This window comes from Streptomyces sp. NPDC001678 (assembly GCF_042892945.1).
Taxonomy (GTDB): Bacteria; Actinomycetota; Actinomycetes; order Streptomycetales; family Streptomycetaceae; genus Streptomyces.
In genome coordinates, this window is sequence record NZ_JBIAUP010000005.1 from 394,458 (window position 1) to 416,322 (window position 21,865).

At 72.4% G+C, this 21,865-nt stretch carries 17 protein-coding genes; 8 read left to right on the plus strand and 9 right to left on the minus strand.

All coding sequences use genetic code 11. From position 1 onward, the window contains the following. The first annotated feature begins 9 nt into the window (after window positions 1-9). The 3 genes from ACFYZR_RS13645 (at window position 10) to ACFYZR_RS13655 (ending at window position 3,115) form a co-directional block, all read left to right on the plus strand. Window positions 10-471: a PH domain-containing protein gene (locus ACFYZR_RS13645; protein WP_391909451.1), complete on the plus strand. Its 462-nt coding sequence runs from the start codon at window positions 10-12 to the stop codon at window positions 469-471. A gap of 233 nt (window positions 472-704) precedes the next feature. Then, window positions 705-2,039 (plus strand): hemolysin family protein, encoded by a 1,335-nt coding sequence (locus ACFYZR_RS13650; RefSeq protein WP_391909815.1) that lies wholly within the window; start codon window positions 705-707, stop codon window positions 2,037-2,039. After that, the gene (locus ACFYZR_RS13655) at window positions 2,036-3,115 is read left to right on the plus strand and encodes a hemolysin family protein (protein ID WP_391909454.1); all 1,080 of its coding nucleotides are present in this window, start codon (window positions 2,036-2,038) and stop codon (window positions 3,113-3,115) included. The genes ACFYZR_RS13650 and ACFYZR_RS13655 overlap by 4 nt, the downstream gene beginning before the upstream one ends. A gap of 288 nt (window positions 3,116-3,403) precedes the next feature. On the opposite strand, the gene ACFYZR_RS13660 is transcribed toward ACFYZR_RS13655, so the two are convergent. Continuing rightward, a complete protein-coding gene (locus ACFYZR_RS13660; RefSeq protein ID WP_391909457.1) occupies window positions 3,404-5,326 on the minus strand; it encodes an AAA family ATPase in 1,923 nt (640 codons plus the stop codon). A gap of 522 nt (window positions 5,327-5,848) precedes the next feature. After that, on the minus strand, window positions 5,849-6,442 hold the full coding sequence (locus ACFYZR_RS13665) for a uridine kinase (RefSeq protein ID WP_391909460.1): 594 nt from the start codon (window positions 6,440-6,442) through the stop codon (window positions 5,849-5,851). Window positions 6,443-6,614: 172 nt separating this feature from the next. Here ACFYZR_RS13665 and ACFYZR_RS13670 point away from each other — a divergent pair, with 172 nt between their 5' ends. Beyond that, the gene (locus ACFYZR_RS13670) at window positions 6,615-7,982 is read left to right on the plus strand and encodes a peptidase C39 family protein (protein WP_391909463.1); all 1,368 of its coding nucleotides are present in this window, start codon (window positions 6,615-6,617) and stop codon (window positions 7,980-7,982) included. A 632-nt stretch (window positions 7,983-8,614) separates the two neighbouring features. Then, a complete protein-coding gene (locus ACFYZR_RS13675; RefSeq protein WP_391909466.1) occupies window positions 8,615-10,843 on the plus strand; it encodes a putative bifunctional diguanylate cyclase/phosphodiesterase in 2,229 nt (742 codons plus the stop codon). Window positions 10,844-10,868: 25 nt separating this feature from the next. Here ACFYZR_RS13675 and ACFYZR_RS13680 read toward each other — a convergent pair whose 3' ends face one another. The 4 genes from ACFYZR_RS13680 to ACFYZR_RS13695 form a co-directional block, all read right to left on the minus strand. Continuing rightward, a complete protein-coding gene (locus ACFYZR_RS13680) occupies window positions 10,869-11,297 on the minus strand; it encodes a DUF779 domain-containing protein (RefSeq protein ID WP_391909469.1) in 429 nt (142 codons plus the stop codon). A gap of 157 nt (window positions 11,298-11,454) precedes the next feature. Next, entirely contained in the window at window positions 11,455-13,986 is a 2,532-nt protein-coding gene (locus ACFYZR_RS13685) for a tetratricopeptide repeat protein (RefSeq protein ID WP_391909472.1), read from the minus strand. A gap of 127 nt (window positions 13,987-14,113) precedes the next feature. Continuing rightward, the gene (locus ACFYZR_RS13690) at window positions 14,114-14,851 is read right to left on the minus strand and encodes a class F sortase (RefSeq protein ID WP_391909474.1); all 738 of its coding nucleotides are present in this window, start codon (window positions 14,849-14,851) and stop codon (window positions 14,114-14,116) included. A 19-nt stretch (window positions 14,852-14,870) separates the two neighbouring features. Next, a complete protein-coding gene (locus tag ACFYZR_RS13695) occupies window positions 14,871-15,596 on the minus strand; it encodes a hypothetical protein (protein ID WP_391909477.1) in 726 nt (241 codons plus the stop codon). Window positions 15,597-16,098: 502 nt separating this feature from the next. On the opposite strand from ACFYZR_RS13695, the gene ACFYZR_RS13700 reads away from it, so the two are divergent. From ACFYZR_RS13700 to ACFYZR_RS13710, 3 genes are all read left to right on the plus strand, one after another. Then, complete coding sequence (locus ACFYZR_RS13700; protein ID WP_391909480.1) at window positions 16,099-17,715, plus strand: phosphodiester glycosidase family protein; 1,617 nt, start codon at window positions 16,099-16,101, stop codon at window positions 17,713-17,715. Window positions 17,716-18,024: 309 nt separating this feature from the next. Continuing rightward, entirely contained in the window at window positions 18,025-18,915 is an 891-nt protein-coding gene (locus ACFYZR_RS13705; RefSeq protein ID WP_391909483.1) for a hypothetical protein, read from the plus strand. Beyond that, on the plus strand, window positions 18,912-19,034 hold the full coding sequence (locus tag ACFYZR_RS13710; protein ID WP_391909485.1) for a hypothetical protein: 123 nt from the start codon (window positions 18,912-18,914) through the stop codon (window positions 19,032-19,034). Before ACFYZR_RS13705 ends, ACFYZR_RS13710 begins: the two co-directional genes overlap by 4 nt. Before the next feature lie 771 nt (window positions 19,035-19,805). On the opposite strand, the gene ACFYZR_RS13715 is transcribed toward ACFYZR_RS13710, so the two are convergent. The 3 genes from ACFYZR_RS13715 to ACFYZR_RS13725 all read right to left on the minus strand — a co-directional run bounded on the left by ACFYZR_RS13715 (window position 19,806) and on the right by ACFYZR_RS13725 (window position 21,860). Beyond that, entirely contained in the window at window positions 19,806-20,540 is a 735-nt protein-coding gene (locus tag ACFYZR_RS13715; protein ID WP_391909488.1) for a DJ-1/PfpI family protein, read from the minus strand. Window positions 20,541-20,829: 289 nt separating this feature from the next. Next, window positions 20,830-21,300: a DUF4265 domain-containing protein gene (locus tag ACFYZR_RS13720; protein ID WP_391909491.1), complete on the minus strand. Its 471-nt coding sequence runs from the start codon at window positions 21,298-21,300 to the stop codon at window positions 20,830-20,832. A gap of 182 nt (window positions 21,301-21,482) precedes the next feature. Continuing rightward, window positions 21,483-21,860 carry a hypothetical protein gene (locus tag ACFYZR_RS13725; RefSeq protein ID WP_391909493.1) on the minus strand — a complete coding sequence of 126 codons (378 nt, stop codon included), beginning with the start codon at window positions 21,858-21,860 and terminating at the stop codon, window positions 21,483-21,485. Window positions 21,861-21,865: the final 5 nt, after the last annotated feature.

The following is a 21,865-nucleotide window of genomic DNA, read 5'->3' on the forward strand; positions in this document are numbered from 1 at the left end:
AACACCGACGTGACCACCCCCGTGCAGGCGGACCCGCCGCGGCTGCCCGTCACCTTCCGCCCGACCCGCACCCGCGCCGTGCTCCTCGGCATCGGCGCGATGCTGCTCGTCGTGCTGACGGTGATGTCGCTGCTGCTGGAGACGTTCACCACGGGGGACCGGATCACCTTCATCTGCACCGGGCTGCTCGGGTTCGGGGTCCTGGCGCTGCTCAGCCGGCCCAAGGTCGTCGCCACCGAGGACGGCGTCACCGTCACCAATCTGACGACCGTCCGCCGGCTCGCCTGGGCGCAGATCGTGCGGGTCAATCTGCGCTCCGGCGACTCCTGGGTCCACCTCGACCTCTCCGACGGAACGAGCCTGCCCGCCATGGGCATCCAGACCGGTATCGCCAAGCAGCAGGCCATCGCCGACGCCCGCGCCCTGCGCGCGCTCGTCGACGCCCACGGCACCGTCCACTCCGCGGACTGACCCGCGACACACGCCGTTTCCCCGTCCGAACGATCACGTTCATGACGTGAGAGATCCCGTTCGCGACCTGACGATGCCGTTGACGGTTCCTTGATTACTCTGGTGCCAGGGGCACACACGTGCCCCGCCCCGCACCGGGGACACCTGCGAACCGAGGAGTGACGTACTCCGGCAATGGACGGATCGTCCTGTAGTACCTGCGCCGCCCCCCACAGCGAGGCGGCGTCATGAGTATCACCGTGTCTCTTCTGCTGCTCGTGGCAGCGCTCCTGCTGATCCTGGCGAACGGCTTCTTCGTCGCCGCCGAGTTCGGCCTCGTGACCGTCGAGCGGCCGGATGCCGAGCGGGCCGCCGCCGACGGCGACCCCCGGGCCCGGACCGTGGTCGCGTCGCTGCGCGAGCTGTCCTTCCAGCTCTCCGGTACCCAACTGGGCATCACCATCACCTCCTTGGTGGTCGGCATGCTCGCCGAGCCCGCCCTCGGCCGGCTGCTCACCGGCCCCCTCGCGGCCACCGGACTGCCGGCCTCCGCCGCGCCCGGCGCCGCCGTCGTCACGGGCATGCTGCTGGCCTCCGCCGTGCAGATGGTCGTGGGCGAGCTGGTGCCCAAGAACTGGGCCGTCTCCCGGCCGCTCCAGGTCGCCCGGTTCGTGGCCGGCCCGCAGAGCGTCTTCGCCCATCTCTTCCGGCCCGTGATCACCGGGCTGAACGCGGTCGCCAACCGGCTCGTACGGGCCCTGGGCGTGGAGCCCGCCGAGGAGCTGGCCTCCGCCCGCACCCCCGGCGAACTCGTCTCGCTCGCCCGGCACTCCGCCCGGGCCGGCGCCCTGGAGCAGGACACCGCCGACCTCTTCGTACGGACCCTCTCCCTCGGCGGGCTGACCGCCCAGCACGTCATGACCCCCCGGGTGAAGGTCAGCGCCCTCCAGTCCAGCGCGACCGCCGAGGACGTCCTCAACCTCACCCGCGCCACCGGCCTCTCGCGCTTCCCCGTCTACCGGGAGCGCCTCGACGAGGTCGTCGGCATGGTCCACCTCAAGGACGCGCTGGCCGTCCCCGGCCACGACCGGCTGCGCACCCCCGTGGCGCGCATCGCCGTCGCCCCGCTGCTCGTCCCCGGCACCCTGCCCGTCCAGCCGCTCCTGGAGCGGCTGCGCAGCGAACAGCCGATAGCCGTGGTCGTCGACGAATACGGCGGCACGGCCGGGGTGGTCACCCTGGAGGACATCGTCGAGGAGCTCGTCGGCGAGGTGCGCGACGAGCACGACGCGCTCGACGCGGCCCGGCCGGACCTGGTGGCGGTGGTCTGCGAGGACGGGCGCGCCGTCTGGGACGCCGACGGCGGCTGCCGCGTCGACGCCCTGCGCCGCATCGGACTGGAGGCGCCCGACGGCCCCTACGAGACCGTCGCCGGTCTCGTCGCCGGCCTGCTGGGGCGCATCCCCGCCCCGGGCGACGGCGCCGAGCTGCCCGGCTGGCGGCTCCAGGTGCGCCGGGTCGGGCACCACCGCGCCGAGCGGGTGCGGTTCGTCCGTACGGACGCCGTCCCGGTGGGGGAGCGGCGATGAACGTACTGCAACTCCTGTTCGCCGTCCTGCTGGTGCTGGCGAACGGCTTCTTCGTGGGCGCCGAGTTCGCGCTGGTGTCCGTACGGCGCAGCCAGATCGAGCCGAGGGCCGCCGAGGGATCGGGGCGGGCCCGTACCGTCCTGACCGGGCTGGAGAGCCTGCCGGAGATGATGGCGGCGGCCCAGTTCGGCATCACCGTCTGCTCCCTGACGCTGGGCGCGGTCGCCGAGCCGACCGTGGCCCGGCTGCTGGAGCCCGCCTTCCACGCGATGGGCCTGCCCGAGGGGCTGATCCATCCGCTGGGCTATGTGATCGCCCTGGCCCTGGTGGTCTTCCTCCACCTGGTCATCGGCGAGATGGTGCCGAAGAACCTGGCCATGTCCGCCCCCGACCGGGCGGCGCTGTGGCTGGGCCCGGGCCTGGTGACCTTCGCCCGGCTGTGCCGGCCGGTCACCCGGCTGCTCGGCGCCTGCGCCCACGGGGTGCTGCGGCTCTTCCGCGTCGAGCCCAAGGACGAGGTGGAGGCCGTCTTCACCAGCGAGCAGCTCAACCGGCTGGTCGACGACTCCCGGCAGGCCGGCCTGCTGGAGCCCGAGCAGCAGGAGCGGCTGGAGGACGCGCTGGGCCTGGGCAGCCGCCCGGTCACGGACGTCCTGCTGGACCCGGCCACGCTGGTGACGGTCGAGCCGTCGGTCACACCCCGCGAGGTCGAGGAGCTGACGGTGCGGACCGGCTACTCCCGCTTCCCGATATGCGCCTCCCCGGGCGGGGCCTTCATGGGCTATCTGCACGTGAAGGACGTCCTCGACCTGGAGGACCGCGAGCGGGCGGTGCCGCAGCACGTGTGGCGCCGCGTCCAGACCATCCGAGCCGAGCTGCCGCTCGACGACGCGCTCACCGTGATGCGGCGCGCCGCCGCCCACCTGGCCGCTGTCGCGGACTCGTCGGGGCGGGTGCTGGGGCTGGTCGCGCTCGAGGACGTCCTGGAGATGCTCGTGGGCGAGGTCCGCGACCCGGCGCACCGGGCCGTTCCGGCGACGGTTCCGGAGCAACGGACGGCCGTGATGACGGGCTGACGAGGGTTCGGCACCGCCGGGCTCCCCGGTGGGGGTGGCCCGCCGTCGCGGCGGGGGAAGGGCCCCGGTCCCGCCCTTTCTCCGTTTCCCGGGGCTGACGCCCCGGCCCCCAGGGGAGGACCCGAGGGCTTCGCCCCGGGCGGGGGCGGAGCCCCTCGCCCCCCGCCGGGGGTCTGGGGGCACCCCCCAGGAAACGGGAAGGGGCGGGACCGGGGCCCTTCCCCCGCCGCGACGGTGATCAGCCACCGTGGCGTGGCCCGGCGGTGCCGGAACCCCGGGCGGGAGCCGTCACGGCGCCGGATCCTGCGGATCCCCCTGCCGGCGCCGGGGCGACCCCCACCCCGGCCCCGAGAGAACCTCCCCGTACGCCTGCATGAGATCCGGCAGCCGCAGCGTCGCGAGATCGTCCCGCGTGGGCGTCCCCGCGTACCCCGAGAGCCGCAGATCCCGGTACGCGCAGCTCTTCTCGTACAGGGTGCGCAGGAAGCGCCCGTTGCCGAGCTCGTCGATCCAGCCCTGCTCCACCACGTGGGCGCTGATGCTGCGCAGTTCCTCCAGTGCCTCCTCGTCCCAGGCGTCACCGTTCTCCGCGGCGAGGACCTCGCCGATGCTGGTGAGTTCGGCGGGGCGGTAGCTGGGGAAGTCCACGCGGGTGGTGAAACGGGAGTGGAGCCCGGGGTTGGCGGCCAGCAGGCGGTCCATGCCCTCCGGGTAGCCGGCCAGGATGACGACCAGCCGGTCGCGGTTGTCCTCGGCACGCTTGAGCAGGACCTGGAGGGCCTCGTCGCCGTAGGCGTCGCCCTTGCTGTAGCCGGAGTTGGAGAGGCTGTACGCCTCGTCGACGAAGAGCACCCCGCCGAGCGCGGAATCGATCAGATCGTTGGCCTTGACGGCCGTCTGGCCCAGGAACTCGCCGACCAGGTCGGCCCGCTGGGCCTCGACGAGATGGTCGCCGCCGAGCAGCCCCAGGGCGTAGAAGACCCGGCCGAGGATCCGGGCGACGGTGGTCTTGCCGGTGCCGGAGGGGCCGGAGAAGACGAAGTGACGCTTGGGGGGCTGGACGGGCAGTCCCTGACCGGCCCGCAGCCGGGCCATGTGCAGCTGCGCGGACAGCGCCCGCACCTGCCGCTTGACGGGCTCCAGGCCGACCATCCGCTCCAGCTCGGCGAGGGCCTTGGCCAGCAGGACAGGGTCCGAGCGGCCGGGCGCGGGCGGCGGGCCGCCCTGGGCCGGGACGCGGAACTTCTCCCGTACGCCGTCGGCCTCGACGGGGGCGTTGCCCGGGGTGCCGCCGGGGGTGGGCGCGGGGTCGGGATCGGTGCCGGTCAGCAGGTCGAGGGGGTCGGTGAAGGGCTGGGGCTCCGGCTCCCCGCCGGGCTCTTGCGGCTCGGGGGCGACGGGCCCGCCGAGCGGTACGGGCGCCAGGTCCGCCGGGTCGTCGTCCAGGCCGTCCGCGTCCGCGATGGCGGTGAGCCGGGCGGCGGTGTCCATGAAGGACGGGTCCACCCGGTGGACGGCCCGGTAGAGGGGGAGGGCGGCGGCGCTGCGGCCCGTGCCCTCGTGGGCGCGGGCGAGCCAGTAGCGCAGCTCCTTGCGCTGGGGCTGCTCGCTGCGGCAGCGCATCAGCGCGGCGGCCAGCAGCGGCTCGGCCTGTCCGTACATCTCCAGGCGCACCCGGGCCATGCCGCCGAACAGGCCCGCCTCGATGCCGAGCAGCGCGTCGTCGAGGAGCGGCTCGGTGTGGCGGACGAGCTGCTCCCAGTCCTTGACGAGATACGCGCGGCAGGCGTGGAGGAAGCGCACCTGGGCGTCGGTCTCCGCGGGCGGGCAGCCGGCGAGGGCGCGGTCGAGCTCGGGGACGTGCCGGCTGTCGAGCCAGTGGGAGGCATGGGCGAGCAGCAGATCGCGATGGCTCTCCAGCACCGGCTGTACCCACCAGCCCAGCCAGTACCAGGAGTTAAGGGGCCGCCGGTGGCGGGCGCGCTGCTCGCCGAAGCGGTCGCGGTGCCGGTACATCCGCAGCAGCGCGGTGGTGGTCTCCGCGCGCAGCGCGTGGAGACCGAGCCAGGCGTCGGCCATCCCCGGGTCGGCGCGGACCGCCACCCGGAACTCCTTCTCGGCCTCGGTGTACGCGCCCATGGTGTAGGCGTCGACGGCGCGCAGCCAGGCGAGATCGGCCGGGGCGGGCGGGCCCTGCATGCCGAGATCCATCACGTCCCCCACAAACCTGCCCCCGTAGCGTGCCGTGCCGACGGGCGAGTGCCTTGGCCGCGCCTTTCCGAACCGCTGTGCTGTGGACGGGAGTTGACCATCAATGCCCGGCGCGTCCCGCGCGGCCGGCCCGGGGCCGCCCGCCATCGGGTGCGCCGTCTCGCATCGTACCTGCGCGATCGGTGTCGGCCGAAGGGTGTGGGGGAGCGGTTCGCGGCACGGGCGTGAGCCGGGGGCGGCCGGGAAAGCGATCCGGAGAGCGATCACCCAGGGTGACCCCGTACGGCGGTGCGAGGGGACAAACGGTGCGAATCGCCGGGCGAGGGGCAGTACGAAGCCCCCGATCACGGGGGAACAACCGGGGGCTTCGCGTCTGCAAGCGGCTTTGGCGGGCCGCACATTGAGAACGTAAGTCCTGTAAGCCCCCTGGGTCAAGCCGAGTTGAGGCAGTAGGCGGGGAACCTACGCACCCTTAGCGCGGTTCGGGCGTGGGTGTGCACGGAGAGTGAGGGGGCGTGGGGGTCAGTCGGTTTTCGGGCGCCTCTCCAGCATCTCGTATCCCTCGTTGCACTGGAGTACCAGTAGACCTGCGTAGGGCCGGGAGGGGTCGGCGGCGAAATGCGCGCGCTCCGCTCGCTTCCAGCCGTCCCAGAATTCGGTCAGTTCGGGACCGTCGCGGAGTTGACCCCTTTCCCAGGAGCCCTCGTCCGCCAGCTCCATCCACAGCAGGCACGCGAGAAACGGCCGCAGTTCCCGCCGTCCCGCGCCCACGCCCTCCAGCAGGACCACGGGGGCGGCGGGCAACTCCCGTTCCTCCGGCGGGAATCGGCGTGCCACCCAGTCGTAGACGCGGTACCGCGCTGTCTCACCGCGCGCGAAGGGGTCCAGTACCCACGACCTCAGCCGCCCGGTCCACTCGAACAGCTCCTCGTGCGTCGCGAGGTCGTCGAGGTGGAGCACGGGGGCGCCGCCCAGGGCCGCCGCCAGCCGCTCGCTGAAGGTGGTCTTGCCCGAGCCCGCGTGCCCGTCCACCGCGACCAGCCGTACGGGGCCGACGGACGGGGGCAGCGCGCTCAGCCGGCGGGCCAGGCCGCTCAGCGTGGTTCGTTCGTTCACCTCACCACCCTAGGACCGGGTGGCCGGGACCCGTCCGTGCCCGCCGCGGTATGGGGGACGCGCCGTGCGGGAATCACTGGCCTGGGCCGCCCGGTGGCGCGATAGTGGTCCGGCCTGCCGGGCCGGTCCGGCGGGCCCGCGGCACCGACCACACACGACTCTGGGGGACCACATGTCCAGCAGACCCACACCGCGCCGCACCGTGCTCACCGCGGCCCTCGCCCTCACGGCCGTGACCGGGCCGCTCGCCTCGGTCTCCGCCGCGGGCGCCCCGGCCGGCGGCGCCGCCCGCCCGGAGGGTTCCGTCGACTACCGCGCCTGGTCCACCTTCCCCCAGTGGGCCGGCGGCAAGGGCGCCGGCACCAAGGTCGTCGGCGGTGACCGCCCCGGCCTCGTCATCGACCGCCCCCTCGGCACCGTCGATCACACCGACCCCCACACCGGCACCACGGCCCGCTGGGAGTACGCGACCTGGCTCTCCCCGCTCCGCCGCCCGGACGCGCCCGCCACGGAGATCGTGGTCTCCTGGAACGCCCGTACCCCCGCCGGCACCTGGCTCCAGGCCGAGCTGCGCGCCGCCTACGCCGACGGCACCCGCACCCCCTGGTATGTGATGGGCCGCTGGACCTCCGGTGACGCGCCCGGCGACATCCGGCGGACCTCGGTCGACGGCCAGGGCGACAAGCGCAGCAGCGTCTCCACCGACACCCTCGCCGTCGACGACCGCGCGAGCGGCACGCGCCTGGCCGCGTACGAGCTGCGGCTCACCCTCTACCGCCGGCCCGGCACCGGGCTCACCCCCACTGTCTGGCGGCTGGGCGCCATGGCCTCCGACATCCCCGACCGCTTCACGGTCCCCGCCTCGCGGCCGGGGGAGGGGGCGGGCCACAAGCTGCGGGTCCCGCGCTACTCGCAGGAGATCCACAAGGGCCAGTACCCGCAGTACGACAACGGCGGCGAGGCGTGGTGCAGCCCCACCTCCTCGCAGATGGTGATCGAGTACTGGGGCCGGCGGCCCTCGGACCGTGACCTGGCCTGGGTCGACCCCTCCTACGCCGATCCCCAGATCTGCCACGCGGCCCGGTACACCTACGACAGCCAGTACAAGGGCTGCGGCAACTGGCCCTTCAACGCCGCCTACGCGGCCACGTACCGCGACCTGACGGGCGTGGTCACCCGGCTGCGCTCGCTCGACGACGCCGAGCGGCTGGTCCGCGCGGGGATCCCGGTCATCACCTCGCAGTCCTTCCTCGCCACCGAGCTCGACGGCGCCGGCTACGGCACGGCGGGACATCTGATGTGCGTGATCGGTTTCACCGGGAGCGGCGACGTCATCGCCAACGACCCGGCCAGCCCCTCCGACGCGGCGGTCGAACGCGTCTACAAGCGTCGGCAGTTCGAGAACATCTGGCTGCGGACCAAGCGCCACAACGCCCAGGGGCAGGTCAGGAGCGGCTCGGGCGGCGTCTGCTACCTCTACTTCCCGGTGCGCCCGACGACCCGCCAGGCACGCGCGCTGGCCTCGGTCGGGGTGCGCTGAGCGGTCCGGCCCCGGCCCACCGGGGCCGCCGTCCGGCCCGGCGGACGATCCCCCTCATCCGGGACCCCCCACGTGTACCGCACATACACCCTCCATGTGATCATTTGCAGCGGTGGCCGGGAAGCGGCCGATAGCGATCGATTTCGTGATCATCGCCACGTCTCGCCACCGCGGTGGTCGTGATGAACCCCTGGGGCGGAAGAGATGCATGTCACGCGATCGGGTGGTTTCGAACTGCCGTGGAGGACGCATCCGCAGGAGGCGAAGGTGGCCGATGGCCGAATGCGGATGAGCCATTTCCGCTTGACGCTTCCATTCGAACGAACGATCAGTAGCCTCTGCTCAGCACTCCCCGACACCCTTGTGATGAGCTGGAGACACAGTCTGATGGAGCGTCCCACCAGGGCCCCCCGGGGCATCGACCCGTCCCTGCCGCGCGAGACGGGTCTGCCGAGGGTCACGCCGGAGAAGAAGCGGTACGGCATCGACCGTGCGGTTTGTTCTTCGACGCTGACACGCCCTCAACAGGACGCCGTGACCGTGGCCGCCACCCGCATCCGGAACGGGAATCCCATACGGACGCGGCACGCCGGGGCGGGGTGGCAGCCGTGACCGGACGGTTCAGTGGCAGAATGCTGCCCGTGAAGCAAACCGCCTCCCCGGTTTCGTACGCCGCAAGGGAACCGGCCAACGGAACCGCCGGCTGCGATCTGCGTGACGACCGGCTGCGGCGGTTCGCCGCCATATGGAGCCGGGCGGTCCACCCGTCGCTGACGGCCTCCGTCTCCCGCGCCGAGTTCGAACGTCACCTCGTCCCGCTGGCCGCCGTACTCCGTGACGCCCTCCACGCCCGGCCGTTCGACCCCCGGCCCGCCCATGACGTCGGTGCCGCGCTGGTCGCGGCGCACTGCACCGAGGCCGAGGCGCTGCCCCGGATCCTCGGCGTCATCGACGCCTACCTGGTGCTCTACCTGCCGCCCGGCCACCCCATGCCCGCCGAGGAGAGCCGCGCCCGCTGCTCCCGCCTCCAGCACGCCGTCGCCGCCGGCTTCTCCCAGGCCCTCGCCGAACACGCCCGCGCCGAGGAGGCGGCCGCCGCCAAAGCGGCCCGCGCCGCCCTCGCCGAGGCCGAACGCGCCCTCCACACCAGCGAGGCCCGGTTCCGCGCCGTCTTCGAGGACACCTCCGTGGGGGTGGGCATCGCGGACGTCGACGGCCGCATCATCGACATCAACGGCGCGCTCCAGGGCATGTTCGGCAGCCCCGGCCGCAAGGTGACGGGACGCAACGTCGGCGAGCTCGTCCACCCCGACGACGCCCCCGAGTTCTGGAGCCTCTACCGCGAGCTCGTGCGCGGCGACCGCGACCACTACCGCGTCGAGAAGCCGTACTACCGCAGCGACGGCAGCGTCGTGTGGACCGACATGTCGGTCACCCTCCTGCGCGACGCCGCCGGGGAACCCCAGTACCAGCTGGCGCTGATGGAGGACATCACCGAGCGCCGCCAGCTCCACGCGCGCCTGCGCTACGAGGCCACCCACGACCCCCTCACCGGCCTGCCCAACCGCACCCTCTTCTTCGAACGCCTCGACCAGGCCCTGGAGACCGGGACCGACGGGGAGGGAGCCGAGGAGACAGCCGGCCGCTTCGGCCTCTGCTACCTCGACCTCGACGGCTTCAAGGCCGTCAACGACAGCCTCGGCCACGCGGTCGGGGACCGGCTGCTCGTCGCCGTCGCCGAACGGCTGCGCGCCTGCGCCACCGGGCCCCGGGAACTCGTCGCCCGCCTCGGCGGCGACGAGTTCGTCGCCCTGATCACCGGCCCCGCCGCCCCCGGCGAGACGACCGCGCTGGCCCGGCGGATGCTGACCGCCCTCGCCGAGCCCGTCCACCTCGACGGCCGCGACCTGTCCGTACGGGCCAGCATCGGCATCGTCGACGGCACCGCCGGCGAGCGCGGCGCCGCCGAGGTGCTGCGCAGCGCCGACATCACCATGTACCGGGCCAAGGCCGCCGGCGGGAACCGCTACGAGCTCGCCGACGCCGACTCCGACGCCCGCGCCATCGCCCGCCACGGCCTCACCAACCGGCTGCCCGCCGCCCTCGACAACGGCGAGTTCTTCATCGAGTACCAGCCGCTGGTACGGCTCGAGGACGGCACCGTACGGGGCGCGGAAGCGCTCGTCCGCTGGCTCCACCCGGTGCACGGGGTGCTCGGCCCGGACCGCTTCATACCCCTCGCCGAGAGCACCGGCCTCATCGTCCCGCTGGGCCGCTGGGTGCTGGCCGAGGCCGCCCGTCAGGCCCGCGCCTGGCACACCGAGGGCCTTGAGGGCACCCCCTTCCGCGTCAACGTCAACCTCTCGCCCTCCCAGCTCCGCTACCCCGGCCTCGTCGCCGACACCGTCGCCGTGCTGGACGACGCGGGCCTCGACCCCTCCGCCCTGTGCCTGGAGGTCACCGAGAACGCCCTCATCGGCGCCGACGAGGAGGAGCTGCGCCCGCTGCGCCAGCTCGCCGACCTCGGCGTCGACATCGCCCTCGACGACTTCGGCACGGGCTACTCCAACCTCTCCTACCTGCGCCGGCTGCCCGTCAGCACGCTCAAGCTCGACCGTTCCTTCACCCGCGGCATGCAGTGCGCCCCCGCCGACCCCGTCGATGTGAAGATCGTCGAAGGCATCGTCTCGCTCGCCCACACCCTCGACCTGTCGGTCACGGTCGAGGGCGTGGAGACCGGCACCCAGGCGGACCACCTGCGGCTGCTGGGCTGCGACACGGCCCAGGGCTGGTACTACGCCCGCCCCGGCCCGCCGGACCGGCTCCACACGCTCTCCCTGGCGGACGCGGCCTCCGTCTGACGGACGGAGGCCGGCGGGCGCCGGCTCAGCCGGTGGGGGGTGTGGCGGCGGCGCCGTCGAGGGCGCGGGCCTCCCGGTCCGTCAGCAGCCGGGAGCGGATCAGGAAGCGCACCCCCTCCGGCGCCTCCAGCGAGAAGCCGCTGCCCCGCCCCGGCACCACGTCCACCGTCAGATGGGTGTGGCGCCACCGCTCGAACTGCTCGGCCGACATCCAGAAGCCGACCGGCTCCGCCAGCCCGTCGACGACCAGCTCGGCCAGCAGCACGTCCGAGCCGCCCGTGCGGAACTCACCGCGCGGGTAGCACATCGGCGAACTGCCGTCGCAGCAGCCGCCCGACTGGTGGAACATCAGCGGCCCGTGCCGCTCGCCGAGCCGCCGCACGAGCCCGGCGGCCGCGGGGGTGAGGGCGATCCGCGAGACGCCCTCGCCGTTCCCGTGCCCGTACCCGCTCATGGGTGGTGCCCTTGCCGCCGGCCTAAGTGCGGATTCATGGAATGTCCCTCCTCCATGTGCGCCCATGTGCTGAGGGACGACAGCCTGCCCCGAGCCGGGAGCTGATCGCCAGAGGAACGCGACGGAGTCCGCCACCGGGACCTCACCTCCCGGGGCGTCATCCCGGGGCCGTGTACCAGTCGAACTCGTGGCCGACGAACCGGTAGGGCCCGCCGGGCCGGACGAGCGTCCAGTCGTAGTCGGGCATGCTGTCCCAGGACCGCTGGAAGTCCGCCAGCGCCTCCTGGGTGCGCTGCTGCGCGCAGTACACCGCGCCGCGCCGGGCGAGCGCCCAGTCGTTGTCCGGCCGGATGCGCAGGGCCTCGTCGAGATCGCGCAACGCCTCCTCGAACCGGCCCTCGCGCCGGTGGACCTCCCCGCGGCCGGCCAGGCACCAGTCGTAGCCGGGGCGCAGCTCGATGGCCCGGGTGAGGTCGGCGTCCGCCTCGTCGTACCGCTCCAGCAGCCGGTACGTCGCGCCGCGCACCGCGTGCGCCCACCACGAGTCCGGCTTGAGGCGCAGGGCGTGGCCGCAGTCGGCGAGGGCCAGGTCGTAGTGGCCCGCCCAGCGGTGGGCGCAGGCCCGCCCGATGAACAGCGGCGAGTCGTCGGGCCGGTGGCCGAGCGCGCGGGTGAAGGCGCCGGCCGCCTCCTCGGGCTGGCGGGTGCACAGATAGGACCAGCCGCGTTCGGCGTGCGCCCAGTGGAGTTCGGGGTTGATCTCGACGGCCCGCGCCAGGTCGGCCAGCGCGTCGCCGAAGCGTCCCATCAGCCGGTGGGTGGCACCCCGCCCGGCCAGGGTCACCGGATCGCCGGGGGCGAGCTCCAGGGCGCGGGTGAAGTCCGCGCGCGATTCCTCGAGACGGGACATGGCGCGGTAGAGGGCACCGCGTCCCCGGTGGACGCGCGGGGAGGCCGGATCCAGCTGGAGGGCGTCCCGGTAGTCCGCGAGCGCCTCCTCGGCGCGCCCGGCCCTGCGGTGCCGCTCGCCCCGGGCCACCAGCGCCGCGACCCGCCCGGCGGTGTCCAGACCGGCCCCGCCCAGCAGGACGTCCAGGGCGGGGGTGACGTCGGCGCGTTCGTCCGGCAGGACCTCCAGCAGCCGCTGCCCGAGGCTCCGGACGGCCTCCAGACCGGCCGTCTCGCCGGCCTGCGCCAGCATGCCGGCGCAGTCCCGGACCCGGGGCGGCTCGCAGGCGCAGGCGTCGACGAGGAAGCGCGTCACGGTGCGCGGCGAGCCCTGCGGGAACGCGCACACATGGTGGTAGCGCTCCTCCAGCGCGTACCGCAGCCAGCGGTCGTCGGCCCAGCGCTCCTCCGGGGCCAGGGCCTCCTCCAGCCGCAGCCGCCACCCCTCGAACGCGCCGGCCAGCGCCCGGTGCCGGTCGTGCCAGCGCTGGGGCGAGTGGTGGCGCTGATGGCGCAGGAAGGCCGCGCGGATGGGCTCGTTGTACTGGCAGACGCCGCCCTGGTCGGTGACGAACGCCAGGGTGCGCAGCCAGCCGAAGAGACCGGCGGCCTCCGGGTCGGCCGCGGCCCGGTAGACGTCCTCGTCGAGCAGGCGGGGGACGGCGCACGCCAGCGCCGCGGCCCGCCGGACCGGGTCGTCCACCCCCTTGAGGACCCGTTCGACCGTGGCGCCGCTGACGTCGGCGAGATGCGGGTCGCCGGGGCCGTTCTCGGCCATCAGGGCCACCTGCCGGGGCAGCCTGCCGGACTCGCGCAGCAGCACGGCGACGCCGTGTTCGTCGGTGATGCCCTTCGAGGCCAGCAGCTGCCGGGCCTCCGCCTCGGTGAAGACGTCGAGCGGCATCTGCTGGACCACGCCCAGCCGGTCGCCCCAGCCGGAGTAGCCGAGCGGCTGCTGTCCCGCGAGGGCGATCACGGCGTTGCCGGGGAGCGTGCCGTGGACGTCGCTCAGGAGGAGCTCGCGCAGCCACTCGTCGAGCACCGGCGCCGTGCGCTCGTAGTCGTCGAAGAACAGCGCCACCCAGGGGCGGCGGCCCGCGATGTCGCGGAGGTCCTTGGTGAAGACGGGCGTGAGCGTCCGCACCGGGGACATCACCAGGTCGACGTCCTCGCGGTTGTGGAAATGACCGCCCAGCCACTCCCGCAGCCGGTCCGCCGCCTGGGCGAGCTCGGTGGCGTCGGCCGCCTCGGCGACGAACCCGAGGCCGGGCACCAGCCCCAGCGAAGCCAGCCCGATCCGCGCCGCCACCCGGCTGGAGGCGGAGGGGGAGCCGTCCCGGTCCCGGCCGGGCGCCGGCCGCTCCGCGTGGGCCAGGGCCTCGGCCTCGCGCAGCTTGCGGTGGTAGGTGGCGAGGAGGCCGTCGGACTTCTTGAGGGGGAAGCCCTGGCGCGCCAGCTCCGCGCCGATGGCCGCCATGGCGTCGACGACGGTGCGGGCCGCGTCGGTGACGTACGCGGTCAGGGCGCCCTGCGCCCGGGCGCCGCTGATCATCTGCTGGAGGAGGAAGGTCTTGCCCACTCCGCTGGCGCCGTGGAGGTGGAAGACGAACCGGTGGGAGGGGTCGTCGGCGGGCTGCCGTAAGTTCTCCTGGAAGCAGGCGAGCTCCGCCTGCCGGCCGACGAGTCCCGAGCGATGTTGACGAGCGATCAGTTCCTGTAGTGACGTGCCCTGCTCCGGCATCGAACCCCCCGTGCCGTGTCGGTACGGGGCCAGTATGCGCGCCGGGGCGAACGGTGGCGGACGCAGCGAAGCGCTTCGGACCGGAGTCCGAAGCGCGCGGCGAACGGCACGGGTGGAGCGGCGTGGCCTATGTGTCGGAGGTGCCCTGGGCCTGGCCGTCGGAGGAGCCCTGGGTGTCGGGGGCGACGCGGGGCTCGGGGACGGTCCGGCCGGTCCCGGTCAGATAGGCCGAGACCACCAGGTTGGCGGTGTACTCGTGCTGGGCGCGGTCGTAGTCGCCGCCGCAGGTGATCAGGCGGAGTTCGGCGCGCTGGGTGTCCCGGGGGCCGTAGACCTTGTCGTCGTCCCAGTGGTCCTTGTCAACGACGGTGATGTCGTCGACGGTGAACTCGGCGGTGGAGCCGTCCACACGCGTGACGTTGATCTTCGCGCCGCGCTTGAGGGAGCTCAGTTCGTAGAAGACCGCCGGTGAGGTCGTGGTGTCGACGTGCCCGACGAGCACGGCGGTGCCGGTGCTTCCGGGCGCGGGGCCGTCCTGGTACCAGGAGACGGCGTTGGGCCGCTCGTACGGCGGCGGTTCGACGCCGCCGCGCGGGTCGAGCCCGTGCCCCTCGATCGGGGCCTTCAGCCCCACCGCCTTGATGGCGAGCGCGAGGGGGCCCGCCCCCGGCAACGGTTGGTGTGCCGGGGGCAGGCCGCGCGCAGGGGGTCGGCCCGCGGTGGCCACGTCACCGGGCTTGGGGGCCGAGGCTATCGGCTCCTCCGCGGTGTCGTGACCCCAGAGCCACAGGGCCAGCAGCAGAGCCACCCAGGCCACCCCGGTCAGCAGGCGGCGGTTCGAACCGCCTGTGCGCGCTTCTGACATGACGCCGGTTCGCTCCCTGTCACCGCTTGGCCGCGCTGGCGCGGCGCCGGTACCAGATCAGCCCACCGGCCATACCCACCGTGGCGCCCGCGAGGGCGAGTGCGGGGGCATCGACGGACGTGGACTCGGACGCGGCCACCGGCGCCATGGCGCCACCACCCGCGTGGTTGCGGCCGTGCGGCCGCTCGTGGTCGCGGCCGTGGTCCTCACGTCCGTGATCGCGGCCGTGGTCCTCACGCCCGTGGTCGCGCCCGTGGTCGTCCCGGCCGTGGTCGTCCCGGCCGTGGTCCTCACGTCCGTGGTCGCGGCCGTGGTCCTCACGCCCGTGGTCCTCACGCCCGTGGTCACGTCCGTGGTCGTCCCGGCCGTGGTCACGTCCGTGGTCCTCGTGGTCCCGGCCGTGGTCACGCCCGTGGTCGTCCCGACCGTGGTCGTCGTGGTCGTCCCAGTCGTGGTCACGCCCGTGGTCGCGGCCGTGGTCCTCGTGGTCGCGACCGTGATCACGGCCGTGGTCGTCGTCGCAGTCGTCGCGGTCGCGGTCGTGACGGCCGTGACCGTGGCCGTGGTCGTGGTCGCCACGGCCGTGGTCGTCGTCGCAGTCCTCGTCATGACCGGTGTGCTGCACGACGCCGCTGGTGGGCGGCTTGACCGGGGTGTTGGAGGAGCCGAGGGCGAACGCGGCGGGCGCCGCGCAGACGGCGACTGCCGTCAGGGTGCCGCAGAGAGCGGTACGGATTGACTTCATTGGGTGTACCTCCTTCGTTTCCGAGGTTCACCCCCCACTCCGGACGGAGCATCCGCAGGGTAGTTGTATTGCTCCATTCGGTAAGCAACATGGGCCGGTCGGGGGAGGGCGATGGGGCTCGCGGCTGAATCCGGGGCCTGTACGGCGTGGCGGGGCGGGGAGGAAGCGCGGGGGAGGTAGGGGGGCGGCGGTCGCCGGTGATCGCTGGTGATCGCCACCCCGCGCGCGGGCCGCGGGCGGGTGCGGGCGGGTGCGGGCGGGGCGCCCGGGCCCTCGCGGCCGGTGCGGCCCGTGTCCACGCGACGACGGAGGCGGACCTCCGGAGGGTGAACCGGCCCAACTCCTCGGGCACAGCGGCATCTTGTTTCCGCTCCATTACGCCATGCTGAGCTGAGCGTTCTCGTGGGCGACACGCTGCGCGGCCACACTGCGGCGACAGCCCGCGCCACGACACAGCGCCACGACACAGCGCCACGACACAGAGAGGGCAGGGAGGATAGTGGTGAAGATCAGACGCATGCGCCGGCCGGTGCTCACCGCCGGTCTGGCCGCACTGACGCTCGTTCTGCCCGCCACGGGCCTGCACGCCCAGGCGGCCGCTCGATCCGCCGCTCGTTCCACCGTACAGTCCGCCGCTCAACCCGCCGTACAGCGACTCCCGTTGGGGGACGCCAACCTGCCGGAGACGCGCACGACCACCCAGGTGGCCCCGGGGGTGACCTGGACCCGGATCAAGCGCGGCCGGCCCGACGCCCGTGACCACTGGACCATCGAGGTCGCGCTGCTGAAGGACGAGAGCGCGGCGCGCTCCCTGGCCGCCCGGCTGGACGACGCCGGGTTCGAGCCCGTCGTCAGCCGGGTGGACGAGCGCCCCCAGGACCTGCCCTCGAAGAAGCCGTGGGGCTGGCGCGTACGGGTGGGCGAGCTCGCCGACCAGGAGTCGGCCGCCCGGCTGGTGAAGGACCTGAGGGCGGCGGGCTTCCGCCCCACGCACACCTATTTCACGGGGGAGGACGGCACCGGCCGCACCGGCCCCTGGGTCGTCGACGTGCTGCGGGTCTCCGCCGCGCAGCGGAACCGGGTCCAGGTGCGGCAGTCCCTGGACCGGGTGCCGGGTGGCGAGACGCTGGCCGACATAGTCAAGCACATGGGCGGGATAGCCGGGATCAACGGCAGCTACGGCTCGGACGAGGAGGACGGCACCTTCGGCGACGTCGCCGGCCTGTCGGTCGTCGGCGGCAAGCTCGTCAGCGAGGCGGTGCAGGGGACCAGCGCCCTCGTCCTGCCCTCCGACCGCCGCGCACGCCCCTCCGTCCAGCAGCTGAGCACCAACCTGCGCCTGCGCTCCGCCGACGGCGCCCAGCGCGAGCTCGACGGGCTGAACCGCTCCCCGGGAAAGATCCGCAACTGTGGCGGCACCGGGGGCGACGTCCCCACCGAGCGGCCGCGCCACGACGTCCTGTGCACCGACGACTCCGAGGTCATCCAGTACACCGACTTCTTCTACGGGCCCACGCACGCCGGTGACGGCGTCGCGGTGGTCATCGACAAGAACGGCAAGGTGCTGGAGGTGCGTGACCGGCGCGGCGGCACGTTCCCGTCCGGCACGACGCTGCTCGCCGGCACGGGCGACGGCGCCGACTGGCTGCGCGCCCACGCCCGCAAGGGCCAGGTGGTGAACGTGACGGCCACCGTCCTCGACCGCAACGGCCGGCTCCTGACGGACACCGCCGGACGCGCCATGGACGTCGCCTCGGGCGGCCCACAACTGCTCCGGAACGGTCGCGTCGACATCCCCGCGGACACCGAGGGCTTCAACTACCCCGACGATCCCGGCTTCTTCGACTACTTCAGCACCCACCGTCACCCGCGCAGCCTCGCCGGCGTCACGGACGACGGCTCACTGCTGTTCGTGGCCGTCGACGGCCGGCGCCCGGGCTACAGCTCGGGGCTGTCCTTCCGGGAGAGCGCGGAGGTCATGCGCTCCCTCGGCGCGGTGAACGCCCTCAACCTCGACGGCGGCGGATCCACCACCATGGTGGTCGGCGGCCGGCTCATCAACCGGCCTTCCGACAACACGGGGCCGCGGCTAATGGCCAACGCGCTGATCATCCACTGACGGCCGGCCCTTGCGGCGTGGTCCCGACGGGAGCCGTCCCGTCGGGACCACGGCTCGCGTTCGTGGGGTCTCGACGGGTCTCGTCAGGTCACTTCAGCACTCTTCAGGTGGCGACCGCCGTTTCGGTGGAGGTCCTGGAACGGCAGCTGGATCGGATCTTCATGGAATGAGAAATCCGTGACTCGGTGATTCCGTGACTTGGTGATCCGGGATGTCGTTGATATCCGCATGGGCAGTGCAGGGAATTCATCGGGGCGACGGGACCGGGCCGGGCCGGGCGGCCCAGGGCGCGACGGATCCAGGAAATTCATGGAAGTGGCTGCCTACGTGGTCGCCCCCGGCTCACTCCTGGCCGGTCTTCTCTACTACATGGGCAGGTCGTATACGAACGCCTATTACGCGTTCTTCGGTATCCCGGTGGGCGATCTCCAGCTGTCGTCCCAGAGCTATGTGTCCGCGAGCCCGGCGGCGGTGTTCCTCCCGCTGTGGTTCCTGCTGTGCTGCGGCCTGTTCGTGGCCCTGGTGCAGGGCCCCGTCCTGAGCTTCCTGGCGCGACCGCAGGCCAGGCGACTGCGCTGCCGACTGCGTCTCGTGCTCGCGGGGGCGGGCGGCGTGGTCGTCCTGCTGGGATTCGCCGTGTTCATCGACCCGGCCTGGCTGAATTCGGCCATGAGCCGGATCTCGTCACCCCGGATCCGGGCAGTGCTGCCCTCGCTGGTGGTCGCCACGGGAACCGCGCTTTCATTCTTCGCGTTTCAGCTGTACCGGGTCGACGGATCTCGCGCGATCCGGCGGGTCGGCAGAGCGATCCGCGGCTTTCTGCTCGCCCTGCTGGCGATGAGCCTGTTCTTCGGCGCGGCACGGTTCGCGGACCAGGCCGGCAGCACCCAGGCCGACCGCGCCGCCGCGGATGGATTCCGGGGGAGCGGGAACATCCACGTTCTCATCGACTCGAGTTCCCCCATTCACCATGACGCGCCCGGGATCAGCTTCTACGACCTCGGCCCGAAGTACGCCCCGTTCCGCTACCAGTACCGGGGGTTCGTACTGCTGGCGAAGACCGCTTCGCACTACTACCTCGCGTCCCGGGTCCGTCGCGGTAGCGACAACCGTGACCTGACCGTCGTCCTGCCCGACGACAACACGATCCGGGTCGAGCTCCTCAGCGTGGCGGACGGCCAGTCTATGGAGATGCGGTGACGGGGGCGGTCGGCGTCACGCTGACGGGGGGCGGCGTCGGCGGCGAGGGCGAGGGCTTCGGCGAGGTTGCGATCGATGGCATGGACGATCCCGGCGCCGTCCCCACCCCGGACAGCTGAGCGCGGAAGTCCGTATCCGCGGCCGAGGTGTCCACGGTGAGCTCGGCGGTGTGCGGGCCGACCGAGGCAGGGGCGAACCTGATCGTCAGGTAACAGCGGCTTCCTGCCCGGAGGGTCTTTCCCGTACACGGATTGCCGACCACCGAGAAGCTCCCCTCCCCTCCCACGTGCACGACACCCACGGTGAGCTCACCGCCGCCTGTCGGAGCCGCGAGCCCCAGGGGCGCCTCCGTAGGCTTGAGGGCTTTCCCGCCGCCCCCACCATCCCTACCTCCCCCACTCCCCCCTTCGGCCTCCAAGGCGATGGCCTCGTCCTTATGGCCGCCGACCTTTGTGTCCGGAAACTCGGCTGCCTTGGCCTGGCCTCCCTGACTGCCCGGAAAGAGCGACTCGAGGGTGTTCACGCCCGCATTGGCGGACCCGGTGGCCGTCGGCTTGGGCCCGCTCCCCCCACCACCCCCACACCCGACCACCATCCCGAGCACCCCGACGAGCGCACCGCACACCCGCAGCCCCTGTCCGGCCCTGGACGGCCAACGACCACCGCTCGCTCTCCCAAGGGCCACGCGGCTCGCCTCCTCTGACTTTCGCGCTCGGCCGGGCTTTCTCCCCTCAGCCTGCCCCCTTCGGAATCACTTGTTCCGCTTTACGGAGCCGGGTGTCACCCGTTCGGCGCACAGACGCGATCCGTCGGACAGCACTGCTCAGCGCCCTTGGCGAAACCCCGGTGGGGTTCGGAGCGGATGACGCACCGGACGTCCAGCGGGACGCTCAGTACCCTTCGACCAGCTTCAGCGCCAGCCGCCGCGTCGCCTCATCGGCCTTCTCCGGGTCGCCCGTGTCGAACGGCGGGTGGGGGTCGTACTCGATGGCGAGCTGCATCGCCTTGGCCGTCGCCTCGTCCGAGAGGCGGGCGGCCAGGTGGATGCCCATGTCCAGGCCGGCGGAGACACCCGCGGCGGTGATGATCTTCCCGGTCTCGACGAACCGGCCGGGTGCCGGGACCGCCCCGAGTTTCTCCAGGTAGGGCCGCGAGGCCCAGTACGTCGCGGCCGGGAGGCCCTTGAGGAGACCGGCGGAGGCGAGGAGGAGCGACCCGGTGCAGACGGACGTGGTCCACGTCGTGTGCCGGTGGACGCGGCGTATCCAGTCCAGCAGGGCCGGGTCGTCCATGGCGGCGACGATGCCGCGATTGCCGCCACCGGGGACGACGAGGACGTCGGCGCGGGAAACTTCGGACAGGGACCGCTCGGCACGCAGGGCGAGTTGACCGGTGTCGGTACGGACCGTTCCGGTCCGGCGAGCCACGGTGAACACGCGGACGCCGGGCAGCCGGCAGAGCGTCTCGTAGGGCCCGACCGCGTCCAGGGCGGTGAACCCGTCGTACAGCAGAACTGCGACCCGGATGCGCTTCTCGGCTGCTCGCGCGGGACCGGCAGCCGCGAGGCCGACGGCCAGCGTGCCGACCGCGGCGGTGCCCAGCAGGGCGCGACGGGTGGTTTCCATGGCGCAACTCCCCCTTGAGACACTTGACTTCAAGGGAGTCGGGCGGTGGAGCGGATCAGTTCCATGGGAATGCGCTTGAAGTCGGCTTTCGGGTCGGCTCTGCTCGTGGGCTATGGCCATGCCCACGGCGGTCGGCCTGCATCGGTACTCCACCGAGGATGCACTGCTGCGCAGAGAAGGCGTTGAGGAACCGTCCCTGGGCATCATTTTCTGCCTGGGAACCTTCAATGGGGCTCTGCCTGACGGATCAGGCAGAGCCCCATTGGCTATTCGACCAGATGGCTACGACTCAAAGTTGCCCATAGTGGACCGACGAGATTGCTGCCTCCTCGTAATCCCAGGTCCCACGTTCTGCTTCGGCATCCAGCGCCGAGCGAACCGTGCTGTAGGACTGCTCTGCGGGCACATCGATGGCGAAGAGACCGTTCATGCGCGTCCGGCGGACGGAGAGCCCGAGTTCGGCCATCTTCCGCTCCAGGAGGGCCTCCGCCTGCCGACTGCCCTTCTCGAAAACGATGACCCGCAGCGTGGAATGACCACTGTGCTCCAGGACCTTGTCCACCCAGGGAACTTCAGGCCGGCCGTTGTGCATTACACGCACGACGTCGCCGACGGCAAGTCGCTTGGCGAAAGCCGGAGGACTCGCTAGTCGGTAACGGTGATCGTCGAGAGCGATTGCGGCTACCTCCTCCTGTTCGAAGGGAGGCCAGTCCCCTTCTTGCCGGAGTCGAATGTGAACCACTTCATGTGTGGACGCCATCAGTTCCCTTGCCGCTTGTTCATTGCCATGGGCGCACTCACCAGTGTTGTGGGCCGTCGCTCTTTCTTCTGTTGCAGGGTACCGATGGCCCTCATGGCTTGAAGCAGGGTGGCAGCTTGCGCAGCAGCAAAGAGCAGCCCCGGTGCTCGGAATCCCGGGCACCGGGGCTGCAGATGAAGAGGTCACCCCTGAGTGAACCTCAAGAAGAGCTTTTGGGCCTCCTCCGGGTCATCCATGGCGACCTCGAGCCGTACGACTCCAGGTTGCACAGAGAATTTTCGGCAGAAGTCCTCACCTACGAGGTCCGCAACTTCTACCTCGCCGTTCGGGCAGCTGAGCAACCCTTCGTACACGCGGACGCCCTCAAGCGAGTCGCCTTCGTGGCCTACCGAGATCTCCACCTCGTCGATATCCCCGTGCACTACTCCGGCGACAACGCACGTCTCGTTGGCCTCCACGGGGGACACGACCGGATCGATCTCTGGGATGTCGCCACCAGTACCAGTGGACTCGACCCTGACCACGCCCCAGGGGACACTCACGCGGAAGATGTCCAGCATTCCGA

Bases quoted from the DNA above. Each gene is read 5' to 3' on its own strand.
- ACFYZR_RS13655 (WP_391909454.1), top strand. From the start codon at position 2,036: ATGAACGTACTGCAACTCCTGTTCGCCGTCCTGCTGGTGCTGGCGAAC.
- ACFYZR_RS13660 (WP_391909457.1), bottom strand. From the start codon at position 5,326: ATGGATCTCGGCATGCAGGGCCCGCCCGCCCCGGCCGATCTCGCCTGG.
- ACFYZR_RS13670 (WP_391909463.1), top strand. From the start codon at position 6,615: ATGTCCAGCAGACCCACACCGCGCCGCACCGTGCTCACCGCGGCCCTC.
- ACFYZR_RS13675 (WP_391909466.1), top strand. From the start codon at position 8,615: ATGCTGCCCGTGAAGCAAACCGCCTCCCCGGTTTCGTACGCCGCAAGG.
- ACFYZR_RS13680 (WP_391909469.1), bottom strand. From the start codon at position 11,297: ATGAGCGGGTACGGGCACGGGAACGGCGAGGGCGTCTCGCGGATCGCC.
- ACFYZR_RS13685 (WP_391909472.1), bottom strand. From the start codon at position 13,986: ATGCCGGAGCAGGGCACGTCACTACAGGAACTGATCGCTCGTCAACAT.
- ACFYZR_RS13690 (WP_391909474.1), bottom strand. From the start codon at position 14,851: ATGTCAGAAGCGCGCACAGGCGGTTCGAACCGCCGCCTGCTGACCGGG.
- ACFYZR_RS13695 (WP_391909477.1), bottom strand. From the start codon at position 15,596: ATGAAGTCAATCCGTACCGCTCTCTGCGGCACCCTGACGGCAGTCGCC.
- ACFYZR_RS13705 (WP_391909483.1), top strand. From the start codon at position 18,025: ATGGAAGTGGCTGCCTACGTGGTCGCCCCCGGCTCACTCCTGGCCGGT.
- ACFYZR_RS13715 (WP_391909488.1), bottom strand. From the start codon at position 20,540: ATGGAAACCACCCGTCGCGCCCTGCTGGGCACCGCCGCGGTCGGCACG.
- ACFYZR_RS13720 (WP_391909491.1), bottom strand. From the start codon at position 21,300: ATGGCGTCCACACATGAAGTGGTTCACATTCGACTCCGGCAAGAAGGG.
- ACFYZR_RS13725 (WP_391909493.1), bottom strand. From the start codon at position 21,860: ATGCTGGACATCTTCCGCGTGAGTGTCCCCTGGGGCGTGGTCAGGGTC.